This is a genomic window from Pseudomonas germanica, from assembly GCF_019614655.1.
Taxonomy (GTDB): Bacteria; Pseudomonadota; Gammaproteobacteria; order Pseudomonadales; family Pseudomonadaceae; genus Aquipseudomonas; species Aquipseudomonas neuropathica.
The window spans coordinates 3728685-3747010 of the sequence record NZ_CP071586.1 but is presented as its reverse complement, the minus strand read 5'-3'; the positions used below and the strand labels follow the sequence as shown (position 1 = coordinate 3747010).

Annotated in this window: 13 protein-coding genes; 6 read left to right on the top strand and 7 right to left on the bottom strand. The window is 57.2% G+C overall.

Translation table 11 applies throughout. The annotated features are described in order from the left end of the window. Window positions 1-99 precede the first annotated feature (99 nt). The 4 genes from J0G10_RS16670 to J0G10_RS16655 all read right to left on the bottom strand — a co-directional run bounded on the left by J0G10_RS16670 (window position 100) and on the right by J0G10_RS16655 (window position 5043). Window positions 100-1410 carry an ABC transporter substrate-binding protein gene (locus tag J0G10_RS16670; protein WP_095126073.1) on the bottom strand — a complete coding sequence of 437 codons (1311 nt, stop codon included), beginning with the start codon at window positions 1408-1410 and terminating at the stop codon, window positions 100-102. Window positions 1411-1755: 345 nt separating this feature from the next. Continuing rightward, a complete protein-coding gene (locus tag J0G10_RS16665) occupies window positions 1756-2661 on the bottom strand; it encodes an AraC family transcriptional regulator (RefSeq protein WP_095050859.1) in 906 nt (301 codons plus the stop codon). Window positions 2662-2729: 68 nt separating this feature from the next. Then, window positions 2730-3614: a PI-PLC domain-containing protein gene (locus tag J0G10_RS16660; RefSeq protein ID WP_220556266.1), complete on the bottom strand. Its 885-nt coding sequence runs from the start codon at window positions 3612-3614 to the stop codon at window positions 2730-2732. A gap of 103 nt (window positions 3615-3717) precedes the next feature. Next, window positions 3718-5043, bottom strand: coding sequence for a glycosyltransferase (locus tag J0G10_RS16655; protein WP_095050857.1), 1326 nt, complete (start codon window positions 5041-5043; stop codon window positions 3718-3720). A gap of 271 nt (window positions 5044-5314) precedes the next feature. Between J0G10_RS16655 and J0G10_RS16650 the strand changes: the two genes are divergently transcribed. Further along, a complete protein-coding gene (locus J0G10_RS16650) occupies window positions 5315-7654 on the top strand; it encodes a hypothetical protein (protein ID WP_220556265.1) in 2340 nt (779 codons plus the stop codon). Between the two features lie 192 nt (window positions 7655-7846). On the opposite strand, the gene J0G10_RS16645 is transcribed toward J0G10_RS16650, so the two are convergent. Further along, window positions 7847-8206, bottom strand: a complete 360-nt coding sequence (locus J0G10_RS16645) for a response regulator (RefSeq protein ID WP_220556264.1) — start codon at window positions 8204-8206, stop codon at window positions 7847-7849. Window positions 8207-8469: 263 nt separating this feature from the next. Here J0G10_RS16645 and J0G10_RS16640 point away from each other — a divergent pair, with 263 nt between their 5' ends. The 5 genes from J0G10_RS16640 to J0G10_RS16620 are packed head-to-tail and all read left to right on the top strand — an operon-like array spanning window position 8470 to window position 15014. Then, the gene (locus J0G10_RS16640) at window positions 8470-11961 is read left to right on the top strand and encodes a response regulator (protein WP_220556263.1); all 3492 of its coding nucleotides are present in this window, start codon (window positions 8470-8472) and stop codon (window positions 11959-11961) included. After that, window positions 11961-12794: a CheR family methyltransferase gene (locus J0G10_RS16635; RefSeq protein ID WP_093431257.1), complete on the top strand. Its 834-nt coding sequence runs from the start codon at window positions 11961-11963 to the stop codon at window positions 12792-12794. Before J0G10_RS16640 ends, J0G10_RS16635 begins: the two co-directional genes overlap by 1 nt. Further along, window positions 12791-13384 carry a chemotaxis protein CheB gene (locus J0G10_RS16630; protein ID WP_220556262.1) on the top strand — a complete coding sequence of 198 codons (594 nt, stop codon included), beginning with the start codon at window positions 12791-12793 and terminating at the stop codon, window positions 13382-13384. The genes J0G10_RS16635 and J0G10_RS16630 overlap by 4 nt, the downstream gene beginning before the upstream one ends. After that, complete coding sequence (locus tag J0G10_RS16625; protein WP_095050852.1) at window positions 13378-14592, top strand: hybrid sensor histidine kinase/response regulator; 1215 nt, start codon at window positions 13378-13380, stop codon at window positions 14590-14592. Before J0G10_RS16630 ends, J0G10_RS16625 begins: the two co-directional genes overlap by 7 nt. Window positions 14593-14636: 44 nt before the next feature. Then, window positions 14637-15014, top strand: coding sequence for a response regulator (locus J0G10_RS16620; RefSeq protein ID WP_003225116.1), 378 nt, complete (start codon window positions 14637-14639; stop codon window positions 15012-15014). A gap of 101 nt (window positions 15015-15115) precedes the next feature. Here J0G10_RS16620 and J0G10_RS16615 read toward each other — a convergent pair whose 3' ends face one another. Together J0G10_RS16615 and J0G10_RS16610 are read right to left on the bottom strand one after the other, a co-directional pair. Continuing rightward, entirely contained in the window at window positions 15116-16786 is a 1671-nt protein-coding gene (locus J0G10_RS16615) for an ATP-binding protein (RefSeq protein WP_220556261.1), read from the bottom strand. Continuing rightward, window positions 16783-18285, bottom strand: coding sequence for an ATPase domain-containing protein (locus J0G10_RS16610; RefSeq protein ID WP_220556260.1), 1503 nt, complete (start codon window positions 18283-18285; stop codon window positions 16783-16785). Before J0G10_RS16610 ends, J0G10_RS16615 begins: the two co-directional genes overlap by 4 nt. Window positions 18286-18326 lie beyond the last annotated feature (41 nt).

The following is an 18326-nucleotide window of genomic DNA, read 5'->3' as shown; positions in this document are numbered from 1 at the left end:
GCTCGCGATGGCGGTGTGTCAGTCACCGTCTGTTTCAGATTGAAAACCGCCATCGCGAGCAGGCTCACTCCTACAAAAGGCAGGAGCGAGCTTTGCGGGTTACTTGGGATAACCGGCGCGCTTCATCTCGCGTTCAGTGGTTTGCTGTGCAGCAGCCAAGGCTTGATCCACCGTGGTCTGGCCGATCAGCGCCGCCGAGAACAGCTTGCCGACCTGCGTCCCCACTGCCTGGAACTCAGGAATGGTCACCAGTTGAATGCCGATGTACGGCACCGGTTTTAGCGTTGGCTTGCTCGGGTCAGCCGCTTTCAGCGATTCGAGCGTGACCTTGGCAAACGGCGCGGCGCTCATGTAGGCATCGCTGTAGGTCGAGGCGCGGGTGCCTGGCGGTACGTTGGCGATGCCGTCAGTTTTGGCCACCAGCTCGCCATATTCTTTGGAGGTTGCCCAGGCGCTGAATTGCTTCGCGGCGTCTTTGGCTTTGGAACTGGTCGGAATCGCCAGCGCCCACGAGTACAGCCAGGCCGAGCCTTTGTCAGTCACTTGATGCGGGGCGAAGGTGAAGCCGACGTGATCGGCAACCTTGCTCTGGGTCTTGTCGGTGACGAACGAACCGGCGACGCTGGCATCGACCCACATCGCGCATTTGCCGCTGTTGAACAGTGCGAGGTTTTCGTTGAAACCGTTGCTGGAAGCGCCCGGCGGGCCGGATTTCTTCATGGTGTCGACATAGAAGTTCAGCGCGTTTTTCCACTCAGGGCCGCTGAATTCCGGTTTCCACTGCTCATCGAACCAGCGCGCGCCATAGGCGTTGGCGACGGTGGTGATCAGCGCCATGTTCTCGCCCCAGCCGGCCTTGCCGCGCAGGCAGATGCCGTACTGTTCCTTGTCCTTTTTCGTGAGCTTTTCGGCGAAACCGGCAATCTCTTCCCAGGTCGGACGCTCGGGCATGGTCAGGCCGGCATCCTTGAACAGGTCGGTGCGGTAATAGGTGATCGAACTTTCCGCGTAGAACGGCAGGGCGTACAGCGAACCCTTGACCGACAGGCCTTCACGCACCGACGGGAACACATCGTCGAGGGCGTAACTGGCCGGCAGATCCTTCATCGGTTCGAGCCAGCCTTTGGCGCCCCACAGTGCCGCTTCGTACATGCCGATGGTCAACACGTCGAACTGACCGCCCTGAGTGGCGATGTCGGTGGTCAGGCGTTGGCGCAGGACGTTTTCTTCGAGCACCACCCAGTTGAGCTTGATGTCCGGATGCTCGGTCTCGAAGGTTTTCGAGAGCTTTTGCATGCGGATCATGTCGCTGTTGTTGACGGTGGCGATGGTCAGGGTCTGGGCGCCAAGGCTGACGCTGCTGAGGGTCATGCAGGTGAGGGCAAGCAGAGCTTTTGCAGTCGGTTGCATCGTGCACTCCTTTTCTGCACCCGGAGGGTTACAGAAGGACAGTTATTGTTTTTGTGTCTTCCTGTGCAGGAAGAATGTGCGCTGATTACAGCCTTCAATCGCAGGACTGACAAATCATCCCTAGCACTTTTATCGATACTTTTTTGCACTCGGCATTTGTGGGGCGAACGCAGGGCAGGGCTTTTCAGCGAGGGGGCGCTATCGAATGCGTACAGGTTTCACAGCATTGCGAGGTCCATTGTGGGAGCGAGCCTGCTCGCGAAAGCGGTGTGTCAGCGACAGATTTTCCAACTGATCCTCCGCCTTCGCGAGCAGGCTCGCTCCCACAGGGGGGGAATTGCGTTGTCAATGGTGGTTTTGTTCAGTCAGGCGCTGCACGGCGAGCCGTCGGTAATGCGAGGGCGTCATACCCTTGAGCTGCTGAAAGCGCCGATTGAAGTTGGAAATATTGTTGAATCCGGACTCGAAACACACGTCGGTCACCGGTTTGTCGCCATCAGCCAGCAATTCGCAAGACTTGCTGATACGCAGCCGATTGACGAACTCGATGAAATTGCGCCCGGTGGCCTGTTTGAATACGCGACTGAAATAGGTCGGCGTCATGCCCAGGTGCTCGGCGACTTCTTCCAGCGAAATGTCGCGGGCGTAATGACTGAAGATGTAATCGACGGCCCGGTTGGTGCGATCGATATTGTGTTCGTCGGCCAGTTGCGGGGTGGTGGCGCCGGACAACAGCTGGAAATCATCACTGGCGGCCAGCAGCTCCATCAGGATAAAAAAGTGCCCGAGGCGGGTGATGCCCTTACTGTCGGCAATGCGCTGCATCAGCGTCATGGCCTGGCGGATCGTGCGCTTGCAGCGAAATTCGATGCCGTACTGCGCGCGCTCCAGCAAGGGCGCCAGGGTTTTCAGTTCGGCGAACACTTGGTGGCCACTCTCGAACAACTCGTCAGTGAAGTTCACCAGCATGTCACGCTTCTCCACGACCTCGTCTTCGGCCACCTGACTGATCCAGTTATGCGGCAGGTTGGGGCCGGTGAGAAACAGGGTTTCGGGGTAAAAGTTGCCGATGTAGTCGCCGATGAACACCTTGCCTGAGCTGGCCACGATCAAGTGCAGTTCGTATTCCTTGTGGAAATGCCAGCGCACCAGTGGGCACGGAAAACCGTGCTGGCGGTAGATGATGGACAACCCGTTATGGTCATCCATCAACTCGTACGAGGGGTCGGTCACGCGGGCGGTTCGGGTCATGGCCTGAGTACTTTTTCATGATCGCCAGGTGATCATGCCTCGTTTGCCGTGTGGTGCGCCAGCCTCGTTCAAGCCGGCTGTTGGTGGAGGGGCATTCTGGACTTCTCGATGGCTTTCTCCACATTGGCCTGTTGGCAAAAAAACACCACTTTCGAGTTTTTAATGAAGTCGAAGTTAATGATATTGCACTTTTTTGCCCAGTCTGATTTTACGGGATCAAACCAGTTGTCCAGATTGTTGAGAATGCGCAAAGGGCCGCTGGCGATATAACAAGTTGCGCTCAGAGACCAAGGACGCAAGTGGCTGATGGAAGTGCCCATGACTTCTTTTATATAGCCGTGCAACTGGTGGGTGGTCACCAAGGTCTGGTTGATCCATTTATGATTGATTTGTGCCTGGAACCGGCTGTCTCGGGTTTCCCTTGTCATCGGCGCGGCAACCAGGACTCGCTGTAGTCGGCTGACTTTTTTAAGTTGGCCTAGTGTCAGGTGGCGGTTTTCGGCAGGAATCATGTGTTGGCCAAAATGCTCGAGCATCAACTGTTTGAATTCAGCGTGGTTGAATTGCGCGTTGCCATTTGTCAATTCGTGGAAGTCAAGAATGATGAACTCATCGAAGCTGCGCTCAAGAAATGCCTTGACGTCGCGGATCAGATCGCCGAGATGGCGCGAAGATGTAAAGCCGTTGTGCTGGAAGCGAAATCTCTCAAGCCCTTGTGCCTGAGCGTCGTACAGCAGGCGTACATCAAGTGCCCGGGAGCCGCGATTGAGTTGCGCATAAAAGGGGATGTCCTGGCATGCCAGCCAGAGGCTCCCGGGAAGCTGAGCGTAGGAGGCTTCCAGGTCGCAGCCTGCATTGTGTGTGCCCGGTAAGGTCAACTCATTGAGAGACAAGTTATCAATCTGTGGTGTGTTGACCATCCATTGATGGGGTTGGAAATCATGAAAGTTCATGGTGTATATCCTGCGTGGATAGTGATTTAAAGTTATATGAGTGCGCGCGCAGGATGTTTATAGAGTCAAGTTCGTATTTGGCCAATCGCTGTTTGAATGCAAGTTATGTAGAGGCCCGGTTTAAGTCTTGGTTTGCTGTGGTGTTGCGGTTTTTTGCTTCAATCCATTGCGCCATATATTGAGTGCTTTTGTGCGCGTGATGGCGCAGCATGCTGCCGGTGAAGTTGTTGTTTCTGAGTGTTTGCAAGTGCTGCTGGCAGTGCCGAAGTTTCTCAATAAGTGCCGGTCCGTGTATCGCTTGTTGGTAGCGCTCGGTGAGTAGCTGGGTTCCCGCCAGACAAGCTTCTTGCCAACGCGCCTCGTCCTTGTAAAGCGCCACGGCAGTGTTGGCGAGCTCGATTGCGCTGTTTGAAATGGAACCGGGCCAAGTGTGATCACCCTGCATTGCCTCAGCACCAACCGGCGTCGTGACGCTGGGTGTACCGCACAGCATGGCGTCGACCAGTTTGCCCTTGATCCCGGCACCAAAGCGCAAAGGCGCCAGGCACACCCGCGCAGCAGACATCACCTGCAACGCATCTTCGGCCCAGTTCATGATGTGGAAGCCTTCGCTGGCGTTATGCAGCGCCGTGGCTTTGGGCGGCGTGTAGGCGCCGTAGATATGCAATTGGGCCTGGGGCAACTGTTGGCGAATCAGCGGCCAGATGGTGCTCTTCATCCACAGCACGGCATCCCAGTTGGGCGCATGGCGGAAGTTGCCGATGCTCAAGAAGTTCGCCCGTTCTGCAAATGCTACCGGCTCAGCCGTCGGCGGGTCGATCATCAGCGGGCACCAGTGCAGCAATTGCCGAGGCAAGCCGAACTGCTCGATCAGCAGTTCGATTTCCACTTCGGAGATCATCAGGTTCAGATCGCAACGATACAACGCGGCAATTTCGCGTCTGGCCAGATCGCTCTCGGCCATCAGTTCGAACTCGTCGCGCAAGGCCGGGGCAAATACATCACTGAAATCATTCTGGTCCGGATTGACCTTGAGGCGAGACTTGAGCCGTTGGTGGCGCGCATGCCGCAGACTTTGCAGGTCGGAAGTTTCCAGCACGCGCAGTGCCTGAGGGCATTGTTTTTCAACCCGCCAGCCGAACTGTTCTTCCATCATGAACTGGTCAAACAACACAATGTCCGGCGCCAGTTCACTGATGAAGTGGTCAAAGCTGCTGTTGTTGAGTTCGATGGCCACTTCGCAGATGCCGAGTGCAGCAAGATCTGCTTTGTGCTCGCCGGGGCCGGCCGGGCTGCTGAAGGTAATGTCCCAGCCTTGTTGCAGGAAGGTTTCGAGGATCTGCATGACGTGCCCGCTCGCCGCTGAGGAGCGCGGTTCTGGCCAGACGTATCCGATGACCAGGACTTTGGTGGCGGGAGGCTGAATCATGCGAGTTTTTCCTGTGCAGCAAACGAGGGATGCGATGAAGGCGCAATTAAACCATGGCAGGGGCGGTATTTAACACTGTTATCAATATGCTTGGGCTTTACGGTAAAAATGCAGGTGAGAGGGTTGTTCTGCTATTGATTAATGTAATTGTTGTGCAAGATTTGCTAATGGTTATTAGCTTTATAAGTGTGCGGCAGTATTGATAGTTTCGCTTGCGCCACAGTCGTTGAAAGATGCGGTCCGCGTTTTAGTACTGTGCGCAGGAGACTATATGAACAATCAACTATCCGGGCTTTATGCCGGCTCCGAAGAATCGTTACTGTGGTTGCTGGACCCTTTGGCAGATGCCGATGAGACACCAGTATTGTCGAGGGCGAGAAACGCCAGTTCGGTCTTGTCGTCAGGGGATGTCGTGGAAGGCGTCAATGTAAAAGAGCTGGCTCAGGAGATACTGCAAGGGTGTGCCGCAGTTATGGATGAGGTGAGTTTTGATCCTGCTCATTTCATTCGCGAGCGTATTGATGAAACTGTATTGGAAATTGTCATTGAAGACGATGTTCGCAAGCGTATTCAGCATGATTCCGCTGTCAGCGTTAAGTATTACGAGTTGGAAGCGCCCAAGCGCAGCGACTCGCTCCAAGGAGAGAAAAAAGCGGTTGTCTGGAAAGAAAAAGCATTCACTCTCGCAGAAATCTGCACTGACTATCACGTGCGTGTTCTCAAAGAACTCTATGGAGTGACCATACAGTGGCCTTCCTATTATCCGCAGAAACTCAGGGAGGTGTTCAATGATGCGGACTATCAAGAGGACTTTAAACAGTATGTAAAAGATAACTTGCGATCGCCTGCGGTTAACGCATTTGGCCGCTTATTGAAAAAAACAGAGCTGAACAAGTTGGTCGTGGAATTCATCAAGAGTGGTGATCGCTCCCTGGATGATCAAGTCATCGCTTTCGAGTATCTCAAAGGCATGATTCCACCACGCTTGCTTAACTTGCACAGCGATCCTGATTTGAATGTAGATAACGCTGTTTTTATCGGACGAAGCAATCTGGACCGTGGCCTGGTGTTTTTCCTGGGGGAAGACAGTGCGGCCTTCGAGTTTCCCGCCGGACATGATGCCCGTGGGCGTTTTGTTGAAAATAACCAAGACTTCCAGAAGCGCCTGCTCAAGCGCGTGCCGTTACGCGATCAACAGAAACCGTATGTTCGTGATTTCAAATATCGCGGCGCAGAATTTCCCGTGTTCGTCACCCGTGCCAACTATCGGGAATTGGTATTTCGATCCAGTTCGGATATCGGTCAGGATTTGTTCGATCGTCAAATCGCGCGGGCACTTGCCGACATCGATACGCTCGTTTCAACGGAAGCCGAACGCTGGACCGATTTTGCATTGGAAGCGGCCGGTTATCTCCTGCAATGTGTTGCGTTTGCCGCCTCGTTGCCTTACGGCGGAACGGCGGCATTCGCGTCTGCTCCGATTCGCATGCTGATTCCTTTTCTCCTGGGACTCGGGGCTTCCGCGACCGATTTGATTCGTGCAGAGATATCGGATGATCCTTCCGAGACCGAGCGGTTGCGGATCAACGCCGCGATCGGTTTGCTGGCCGAACTTGCAGGCCCGATAGCCGAAAGGCTGATCGGCAAGACATTGTCGCTTGCGCTCAAGAGAGACGTGGGGCGCCGGGTGCTCCAGGCGCTCAAAAACAGCAATCGGCCTTCGGTCTTTCGCCGCTCGGCGACACGGCTGCGTCAACAGTTGGCGAGCACGACAGGAAAAGAGATTCCAGACGCGGCCAAAGGCTTGCTAGTTGCCGGTTATCTCGCCGAGTTGTCAGGCGGCCCGAACGTAGCGCAAAAGCTGGCAACGGAGACGCGGGTCATCCGCTTGTCCGGTCCCGAAAAGGGCTTTGTTTATCAGGGGTTCGTCTTTCGGGGAGACATGCGAGACCCTTCACTCATCTTTCAGAAGGGGTTTACCCAGCGCGCACCGATCAAGCACCTCGATCAGATCAACGGTTTGAAGGGGGGATATGGCGGCGCTCATGACGCACTCAGTCCTGATGGCGCGGGTATTTCCACCTCGGCATTCTATAAAAAGGACGGGGCGGGAGCCTTTGTCTATGGGGGACAGAAGGGTGGATTTACCTATTTCATCGACGCACGGCAAGTGGAAGGCTTTCATTTATACGCCAACACCGAACTGGCTTTTCGCCCCAACTCAGGCTTGAAAACCCTGCCACCGCTGGAGATCAATTATGGCGTTGACCTACCACCGGGTCTGATTCTGGGCGCCTATGACCCGGCCGGCAACTTCATCGCCAATCCCAAAGCGATCAATCGGGCCATTGCGGCGAGTGAAATCAACCCGCTGGCGGGAGCGGGCCGGGATGTGGGCAACAAATTACGTCAGCCATTTGCTGACGGAGAGTTGTTGTCACCCGTCGATTTCGGCAACGAAGCGCTGAACGCGCAGGAAGCGCTTGTGATGGCGGCTCAGTCTGCGTCGGAGGGCATGCGACCTGCGACAGGGAAGGTTGATAGCAGTGATATCAGTGCCTTCCGGGAGCGGCAGAACGCTAAACGAGATCGCTTGAACGCGAGAAACTGACACCTCAGGAAACCTCTGCCAGTTCGCGGTAAAGCATTTTGCCGATGAAGAAATGGCAATCGTGCGCCGGACTGGCATCCATGGGCTCGACAAAAACGAGTGTTGCGGGGGCACTGGCAACGGCTGAGGTAAGCAAATATCAATATGCAGAAGTCGCACAAAGCTATTCCGTGAGCGATACGCTTGATGTACCTATTGAAGAATGCTTTTGACTTTGTCGCGTAATTGATCGATGGAAAATGGCTTGCCGATAACATGCATGTCAGCAGGGGCGTCAATGTTTTCGGCATAACCACTGGCAAACAGAATCGGCAGGGCGGGGCGCAGTTTTCGTGCTTCGCCTGCCAGTTCGCGGCCATCCATGCCAGGCAAGCCGACATCGGTCATCATCAGGTCAACCTCTTTGGTGGCGTCCTTGAGAACCTCCAGAGCCTGTTCGCTCCCATCTGCTTCGAGCACCTTGAACTCCAGCTCCTCCAGCACATCGACGATCAGCATGCGCACGATGTCGTCGTCTTCTACGACAAGGATGGTGGGGGCGGGGGTAGACATATTAAGGCTCTCGAAAGTCAGTTCAGGGTCGCCGGTCGATCAAAAGTGCCGGGCTCTTTCATCAGTAAGTGGCGCAGTGCCACAAGTTCCCTGCCTGGGACAAAAAAAGCATAGCCGCAGACGGGACCGCAAGGATAACTGTTCAAGGCTGTAAAGGTGCTGGTGCATGTAGGAATTTGCGGCGAAAGATGTGAGAAAAATGGATCCACGCCGTCGTTTTGGGGCAAACTGCCGGTTTTTCAACAGTTCGACAAGGCTGCCCCATGTCCTCTCCGTCTACGGTTGATGAGCAACGGTTTCGCAAGCTCCTGAGTCGCAACATCAGTCTGCCTTTGGGCGTCGGTGTGCTCAGTGCCGTGTTCTTCGTGTCGCTGATCACTTATCTGCTGTCGGTAATCCAGTGGGTGGAGCACACCGACCGGGTGATCAATAACGCCAACGAAGCGGTGAAGCTGACCGTGGACCTTGAAACCGGCATGCGTGGTTTCCTGCTCAGCGGCGACGAGCATTTCCTCGACCCGTACGAAACGGCCAAGCCGCGCATCGCGGTGGCCCTCAGTACCTTGCTCGAACTGACCGCCGACAACCCTGTACAAACCGATCGTCTGCGCCGTCTGCAAGCCTTGCAGGTTGAGTGGTCCAATTATGCCCAGTCGATGATCGATCTGCAGCGCTCCAGTGGCGACTACCGGGGCGCGGTCAAGGCCGGACGCGGCAAACGCCTGACGGACGAGATCCGCAAGCAATTCGAAGACGTCATCGAGACCGAACAGGTCCTGCGCACCACGCGCAATGAAGACGTGCGCCGCACCACGATCTGGAGCATCAGCCTCTATCTGGTGTTCATTGCCGGTATCAGTGGCTTGCTGGCCTATATCGGCCGGCGTGATCTGGTCAACCTGTCGACCAACTACAGCGCCAACCTTGCCGCCCAACAAGCCAGTGCCGAACGTCTGGAGCAGCAGGCGTGGTTGCGCAATGGTCAGACCGAACTGGCCGAGCAGGTGCTGGGGCAACTGACGCTGAATCTGCTGGGGCGCAATATTCTGCAGTTCTGCGCGCAATATCTGGGCACCGCCGTGGCCGCACTGTATGTGCGTGAAGAACACGGCGGCCTCAAGCGGGTGGCTACTTACGGTTTCTCCCGCGAGCAGGAAGAACAAGATCAGTCGATCTACAGCGGCGAAGGCATTGTTGGCCAAGTGGCGCAGCAGGCGCGGTTGATCCGTCTGGATTCGGTGCCGTCGGACTACTTCAAAGTCAGCTCGGGGCTGGGCGAAGGCTTGCCGCACAGTGTGCTGGTGGTGCCGACCAGCGATGACGACCGCGTCAATGGTGTGATCGAGCTGGGTTTCCTGCGGCCGCTCAATGATCGCGATATCGAACTGCTGGAGCTGATTGCCGGCAACATCGGCACCTCCATCGAGGCCGCGCGCTACCGTCAACGCTTGCAGGAGGTACTGGCGGAAACCCAGCAGCTCAACGAAGAGTTGCAGGTGCAGCAGGAAGAGCTGAAAACCGCCAACGAAGAACTCGAAGAGCAGTCGCGGATTCTCAAGGAGTCCCAGGCGCATCTGGAAACCCAGCAAGTCGAACTGGAGCAGACCAACGAGCAGCTTGCCGAGCAGGCGCAGACTTTGGCCGAGCAGCGCGACGCCATGGACCAGAAGAACACCGAACTCAATCAGGCTCAGGTGCAACTCGAAGAACGCGCTGAAGAATTGCAGCGCTCGAGCAAGTACAAGTCCGAATTCCTCGCCAACATGTCCCATGAACTGCGCACGCCGCTGAACAGTTCGTTGATTCTGGCCAAGTTGCTGGCGGAGAACCCGCAGGACAACCTCAGTGCTGAACAGGTCAAGTTTGCCGAGTCGATCTACTCGGCCGGCAACGATCTGCTCAACCTGATCAACGACATTCTGGACATCTCCAAGGTCGAGGCGGGCAAGCTCGAAGTGATTCCGGAGAACACCAGCGTGGCGCGTCTGGCCGATGGTCTGCGCAGCGTGTTCGAACCTTTGGCGGCAGACAAACAGCTGACCTTCAGCGTCGATGTGCAACCTGGCGCACCGGGCATGCTCTACACCGACCGTCAGCGGCTGGAACAGGTGATCAAGAACCTGCTGTCCAACGCCGTGAAGTTCACCGAGAAGGGCGCGGTCAGCCTGACCGTCGCTGGCCAGCCGGATGATCGGGTCGCGTTCATCGTGCGCGATTCGGGTATCGGCATCGCCGCCGACCAGCAGGAAAGCATTTTCGAAGCCTTCCGCCAGGCCGACGGCACCACCAACCGCAAGTACGGCGGCACCGGTCTGGGCCTGTCGATTTCGCGGGATCTGGCGACCTTGCTTGGCGGTTCGATCAGCGTCAGCAGCACACCGGGGCAGGGCAGTGTGTTCACATTGCTGTTGCCGCAGCAGTTCAACGAGTCCAATGAAGTTGCGTTCGCACCGTTGACCTTTACCCCGCCAGCGGCGGTGGCCAGCGCGCCACTGGCGCCGGTTGTTTCGCCGTTGGCGCCGGTGCATATTCCGCGCTTCGCCGATGACCGCAACAAGGCTCCATTCGCCACGCGCTGCATTCTGGTGGTGGAAGACGAGCCGAACTTTGCGCACATCCTCTACGATCTGGCGCATGAACTGGGCTATCAGTGCCTGGTGGCCCATGGCGCGGACGAAGGTTACGACCTCGCCAAAGAGTTCGTGCCGGACGCGATCCTGCTCGACATGCGCCTGCCGGATCATTCCGGCCTCACCGTGCTGCAACGCCTGAAGGAACACGCCGGAACCCGGCACATCCCGGTGCATGTGATTTCCGTCGAGGACCGTGTCGAAGCGGCAATGCACATGGGCGCGATCGGCTATGCGGTCAAACCGACCACCCGCGAAGAGCTCAAGGACGTGTTCGCCCGTCTCGAAGCCAAGCTGACCCAAAAGGTCAAACGCGTGCTGTTGGTCGAGGACGACGATTTGCAGCGCGAAAGCATTGCCCGTCTGATCGGTGACGAAGACATCGAAATCACCGCCGTCGGCCTCGCGCAGGATGCTCTGGAGCTGCTGCGCACGACGATCTACGACTGCATGGTGATCGACCTGAAGTTGCCGGACATGCTCGGCAATGACCTGCTCAAGCGCATGTCCACCGAAGACATCTGCTCGTTCCCGCCGGTTATCGTCTACACCGGGCGCAACCTGACCCGCGATGAAGAGGCCGAACTGCGCAAGTACTCGCGCTCGATCATCATCAAGGGCGCACGTTCGCCAGAGCGCTTGCTGGACGAGGTCACACTCTTTCTGCACAAAGTCGAATCGCAGTTGTCCCATGAACGGCAGAAGATGCTCAAGACCGCGCGCAGCCGCGACAAGGTCTTCGAGGGTCGCAAAGTGCTGTTGGTGGACGACGATGTGCGTAACATTTTCGCCCTCACCAGCGCCCTGGAGACCAAAGGCGCAGTCGTGGTCATCGGCCGTAACGGGCGTGAGGCGATTGAAAGACTCAATGAGGTCGAGGACATCGATCTGGTGTTGATGGACGTGATGATGCCGGAAATGGATGGTTTTGAAGCCACCATTGAAATCCGCAAGGATCCGCGCTGGCGCAAGTTGCCGATCATCGCGGTGACGGCCAAGGCCATGAAAGACGATCAGGAGCGCTGCCTGCAGGCGGGTGCCAATGATTACCTGGCCAAGCCTATCGACCTGGATCGCCTGTTCTCGCTGATTCGCGTGTGGTTACCAAAAATGGAACGCATTTAGTGGAACGCAGTACGCCAGCCGAACGAAACAGTGAAATCGAACTGCGCTTGTTGATTGAGGCGATCTACCTCAAGTACAGCTACGATTTTCGCGATTACTCCGGCGCTTCGATCAAGCGCCGGGTGCAGCACGCGCTGAGCCAGTTCGAGTGCGCGACCATTTCGGCATTGCAGGAAAAGGTTCTGCATGACCCGACGGCGTTCATGCAGTTGCTGCAACTGCTGACGATTCCGGTCAGCGAGATGTTTCGTGACCCGTCGCACTTCCTCGCGATCCGCCGGGAAGTGGTGCCGCTGCTGCGCACTTATCCGTCGATCAAGATCTGGATCGCCGGGTGCAGCACGGGCGAGGAGGTCTATTCGATGGCGATTCTGTTGCGCGAGGAAGGCCTGCTCGATCGCACGATCATCTATGCCACCGATATCAACCCACGCTCGCTGGACAAGGCCAAGCAGGGGATTTTCTCGATGGAGAATGTTCGTGCGTACACCGCCAACTATCAGCAGGCTGGTGGCCAGCGCTCGTTTGCCGACTACTACACTGCAGCTTACGGTTACGCGATTTTCGACAAGAGCCTGTGTGAGAACGTGACCTTCGCCGACCACAGTCTGGCGACGGACAGCGTGTTCTCCGAAACTCAATTGATTTCCTGTCGCAACGTACTGATTTACTTCAACAAGAAACTTCAGGACCGCGCCTTTGGTCTGTTTCATGAATCGCTGTGCCACCGCGGCTTTCTAGTACTGGGCAGCAAGGAAACGCTGGATTTCTCCGGTTACGCGAATCAGTTCGAAGCGCTGGTCAAACAAGAACGGATCTACCGCAAAACATGAACGAGGCCGTGGATTTACCTCGCGTCGACGCAATAGTGGTCGGAGCTTCCGCCGGTGGCGTCGAGGCGCTGCTGAGCCTGCTCGGACCGCTACGCCGAGGCTACAGGTTGCCGATCATTGTGGTCCTGCACCTGCCCGAAGAGCGCCGCAGCCAATTGGCCGAGGTCTTCTCCCGGCGTGTGGAGATGCCGGTGCACGAGGCTGCCGACAAACAGGACATCGTTGCCGGCAACGTGTATTTCGCCACGCCGGGTTATCACCTGTCGGTGGAGCAGGATCGCAGCCTCTCGTTGAGCCTCGAGGAGCGCGTGCATTACTCACGGCCATCGATCGACTATCTGTTTGAGTCGGCCGCCGACGCCTACGGTTCTTCCTTGGCCGCTGTACTGCTGACCGGCGCCAATCACGATGGCGCGCGCGGGTTGGCCGAGGTCAAGCGCTGCGGCGGTTTGACCATCGTCCAGGACCCCGAAGACGCGCAAGTCGCCACCATGCCCTTGGCTGCCCTGAAGATTCAGCAGCCGGATCATGTCCTATCCATTCACGGCATCGGCCGTCTGCTTGTCGAGCTGGAACGAATCGCATGCTGAGTAATATCCAAGCCAAACTGCTGATCGTCGACGATCTGCCGGAGAACCTGCTGGCGCTCGAAGCGCTGATCAAGCGCGAAGACCGTACCGTCTATAAAGCTCTATCGGCGGATGAAGCGCTGTCGTTGTTGCTGCAACATGAGTTCGCCATGGCCATCCTCGACGTGCAGATGCCGGGCATGAATGGCTTCGAACTCGCCGAGTTGATGCGTGGTACCGAGAAAACCAAGAATATCCCGATCATTTTCGTCAGCGCCGCCGGCCGTGAACTGAATTATGCGTTCAAGGGTTACGAGAGCGGGGCGGTGGACTTTCTGCACAAGCCGCTGGATATCCATGCGGTCAAAAGCAAGGTCAATGTCTTCGTCGATCTGTACCGCCAGAGCAAAGCGCTCAAGCAACAGCTCGAAGCCCTGGAGCAGGCCCGTCGCGAGCAGGAAGCGCTGCTGCAACAACTGCAGAACACTCAGCTGGAACTGGAGCAGGCCGTGCGCATGCGTGATGACTTCATGTCCATCGTTGCCCACGAAGTGCGGACGCCGCTCAACGGCCTGATCCTCGAAACCCAGTTGCGCAAGATGCACTTGGCTCGGGACAACGCTGCGGCGTTTACCCTCGACAAGATGCACGCCATGGTCGACCGCGATGAACGGCAGATCAAAAGCCTGATCCGCCTGATCGAAGACATGCTCGACGTGTCGCGCATTCGCACGGGCAAATTGTCGATCCGACCGAGTCGTTTCGATCTGGTGCAACTGGTTAGCAACCTGCTGCAAAATTTTGCGCAACAGATCGAAGCCGCTGAAACCGAAGTGTCGTTTACCGCGCCAGTACCGGTGGAAGGCCATTGGGACGAGTTCCGCATCGAGCAGGTAGTCACCAATCTGCTGACTAACGCTCTGCGTTACGGCGGTCGCAGTCCGATCCAGGTGCGGGTTTACTGTGAAGGTGATGAAGCGCGGATCGAGGTGCAGGACCGTGGCATCGGCATCAGCCAGGACAACCAGAAGCGTATTTTTCAACAGTTCGAACGGGTTTCCGCCAAGACGGTAGTGGCCGGGCTCGGGCTGGGTCTGTTCATTTCCGAGCAGATCGTCGCCGCCCATGGCGGCTCCATCGTCGTCGAGAGTGAAATCAACGAAGGCGCCCTGTTTCGCGTTTGTCTGCCAATCCAGGAAAACGGCAAATCCGACGCAACCTCTGAGTGACCACACGGTCGTATCAGCAGCTATTGACCGAACAAAGGCTTCCCATGAGCGTAGATGCACAAGATGTAGTACTCGTCGTCGAGGACGAACCGGTTATCTTGATGGTCCTGACGGATTATCTGTCAGGGCAGGGGTATCGCGTGTTGCAGGCCGAAAACGGCGAGCAGGCGTTCGAAATTCTTGCGAGCAAGCCACATCTGGACATGTTGATCACCGATTTCCGCTTGCCCGGCGGGATCTCCGGTGTGCAGATCGCCGAGCCGGCCGTTAAGCTGCGCCCGGACCTTAAAGTGATTTTCATCAGCGGTTATCCGCAGGAAATCCGCGAAACCGGCAGCCCGATCACGCGCAAGGCGCCGATCCTGGAAAAGCCGTTCGACCTGGATGTGTTGCAGGAAAAGATTCAGGAATTGCTCGCCTGATATCTGTGTAGGAGCTGCCACAGGCTGCGATCTTTTGATCTTTTTTAACGATCAACATCAAAAGATCGCAGCCTGCGGCAGCTCCTACAGTTTCAGTATTATCAGCTTTTGATCATCTCCCGCACCTTGGCGGTCAGCAGGTCAAACGTGAACGGTTTGGTGATCATCTGCATCCCCGAATCGAGGAACCCGCCACGCACTCCCGCGTGCTCGGCGTATCCGGTGATAAACAGGACCTTCAGACCTGGCCGATATTGTCGACCAACCTCCGCCAGTTGCCGGCCGTTCATGCCCGGCAGACCGACATCACTGATCAGCAGATCGATGCGCTGCGTCGAGTTCAGAATCGGCACCGCGCTGTCCGCATCCCAGGCCTCGACGAAGGCATAACCCAACTCACCGAGTACCGCGCAAACCAGCACGCGCACGGCCGGGTCGTCTTCGACGATCAGCACGGTTTCGCCGTCAAGCGCATCCGGCAATTGCGGAATATCGGCGACGGGGCTGGCCAGTTCTTCGCCGCGAAAGCGCGGCAAGTACAGTCTCACTGTGGTGCCTTCATCGATCTCGCTGTCGATCGAGACATGGCCGCGTGACTGCTTGCTGAAACCGTAGATCATCGACAGGCCCAGTCCCGTGCCCTGGCCGATCGGTTTGGTGGTGAAAAACGGATCGAACGCACGGTTGATGACACTTTGTGGCATGCCACTGCCGTTGTCGGTGACGCTGAGCATCACGTAATCACCGGGTTCGAGGTTGTTGTAAGCCTCGGTGAATTCGCGCTTGAGCACCTGGTTGCTGGTCTCGACCACCAGTTTGCCGCCGTCGGGCATCGCGTCGCGGGCATTGATCACCAGGTTGAGCAGGGCGCTTTCCAGTTGATTGGGATCCGCCTCCGCAACCCACAGATTGTCGTTGAGGCGCATGTCCAGCTGAATGCTTTCGTTGAGGCTGCGTTGCAGCAACTCGCCCATGGACTGCACCAGGGTGTTCATCTGCACGGCTTTTGAATCGAGCGACTGCCGACGGGAAAATGCCAACAGGCGATGGGTCAGGCCGGCGGCACGGTTGGCCGAAGTCACGCCCAGATCAATCAGGCTGTCGAGGTCATCGGTGCGACCACGGGCCAAACGTCGACGCAACAACTCAAGACTGCCGATGATGCCAGTGAGCATGTTGTTGAAGTCGTGGGCGATACCACCGGTGAGTTGGCCGACCGCTTCCATTTTCTGTGATTGGCGCAGCGCTTCTTCGTTGTGGCGCAGTTGTGCGGTGCGCTCTTCGACCTGTTGCTCAAGGGTTTCCAGGGTCGACTGCAGGCGCCGTTCGCTCTCACTCAGATCGATCAGCCGGTCGCGGGCTTCGTATTGTCGTCGGCGGCCGCGCAATGCGGCGGAAACCATACTGACCAGCGTCGCCGGATGAAACGGTCGCTCAAGGAACGTCACGTTGCCCAGCAGATCGCTGAGGCGTGAGGAGGGGCCTTGTTCCTGGCCACCGTGATGAGTCAACAGCACAATGGGCAGATCCGACCAGGCCGGTTGCTGTTCGAGGTGCAGGAACAACGCCTCCAGTTCCGGCCCGCGCAACGCTTCAGCGGCAACCAGCACCAGGCCGGCACCCAGCTCCAGTTCGGTACACAGCGAGCCCAGACCGGGGGTGACCAGCCCTCCGTAACCGGCCTCGTTGAGGATCATCAGCGCAATCTGGCTGTCGCGACCCACAGGCGCCAGAATCAGCGCCCGTTCGGCCAGCGGCACCTGGACCGTCACAAGTTTTCTTCCCGAAGCAACGGATTACTCGCACCGAGGTAGGTGGGGACGCCACGCAGTACGCCCTGGAAGGCCTCGAGCGGTTCGCCGATGGTCATGCCTTGCGTGGAAATACGGTATTCACGAATGGTCGATTCGTGGCTGCCGGTGCGTTTCTTGATGATCGAGATCGCGCGGCGGACTTTGCCCAGTGCTTCGAAGTAGCGCAACAGAATCACCGTGTCAGCCAGATAAGTAATGTCGACCGGCGCTTGCATGTCGCCAACCAGACCATGCTGGGCGACGGTCATGAAGGTCGCCGCGCCTTTGCGGTTCAGGTACAGCAGCAACTCGTGCATGTGCAGCACCAGCGCGTTTTCTTCCGGCATTGCGGCCTGATAGCCGTTGATGCTATCGATGACCACGGTTTTGATTTGACCTTCATCGACGCAGCGGCGCACGCGATGGGAGAACTCGCCCGGCGACAGTTCAGCGGCGTCGACTTGTTCGATCAACAGATTGCCGGTGGCCTGCAAGGCTTTCAGGTCGATGCCGATGTTTTTCATGCGTTCGAACAGCAGGCCGAGTTCTTCATCGAAGATAAACAGCGCGGCTTTTTCCCCGCGTAGTACGGCAGCGGCAGCGAAGATCATCGAGATCAGCGATTTACCGGTACCGGCAGGGCCGAGAATCAGCGTACTGGAGCCGGTCTCGATGCCGCCGCCGAGCAGCGCGTCCATTTCCGGGATGCCGCTGGACAGCTGCAAACGCGCATAGTCGCCGCGATGTTCAGCCGCCACCAATCGCGGGAACACATGCACGCCATCGCCCATGATGGTGAAGTCATGGAAACCACCGCGATACTTCTGGCCACGGTACTTGACCACCCGAACGCGACGGCGCTCTGCACCGTAGTTAGGCGTCAGCTCTTCGAGGCGGATCACCCCGTGGGCCACACTGTGCACGGTTTTGTCGAGGGATTCGGTGGTCAAGTCGTCAAGCAGCAGTACCGTGGCGTTGTAGCGCACGAAGTAATGCTTGATGGCCAGAATCTGCCGGCGATAACGCAAAGAGCTTTGTGCCAGCAAGCGGATCTCCGACAGGCTGTCGAGCACCACACGCGTGGGCTTGAAACGTTCGACCGCTTCGAAAATCTGCTTGGTGGCTTCGCCCAGTTCCAGGTCGGAGGAATACAGCAGGCTCTGCTGGTGCTCAGCATTGAGCAGGCTTTCCGGGGGCGTCAGCTCGAAGATCTTGATGTTGTCATCCAGCGTCCAGCCGTGGGACGACGCCCCTTGCCTCAGTTCGCGCTCGGTTTCCGAGAGCGTGATGTACAACGAGCGTTCGCCGGCTTTCGCGCCGGCCAGGAGAAAATGCAAAGCGACCGTGGTTTTGCCGGTTCCGGGCTCACCCTCCAGCAAAAAAACATGACCGCGAGACAAACCACCGGCCAGGATGTCATCCAGACCCACAATGCCGGTAGCGGCTTTCGCACTGATCAACTCGTTAGAAGTAGACAAAAAATGCCCTCTCATGACTAAGGGAAGCGAGGCCGCCAACT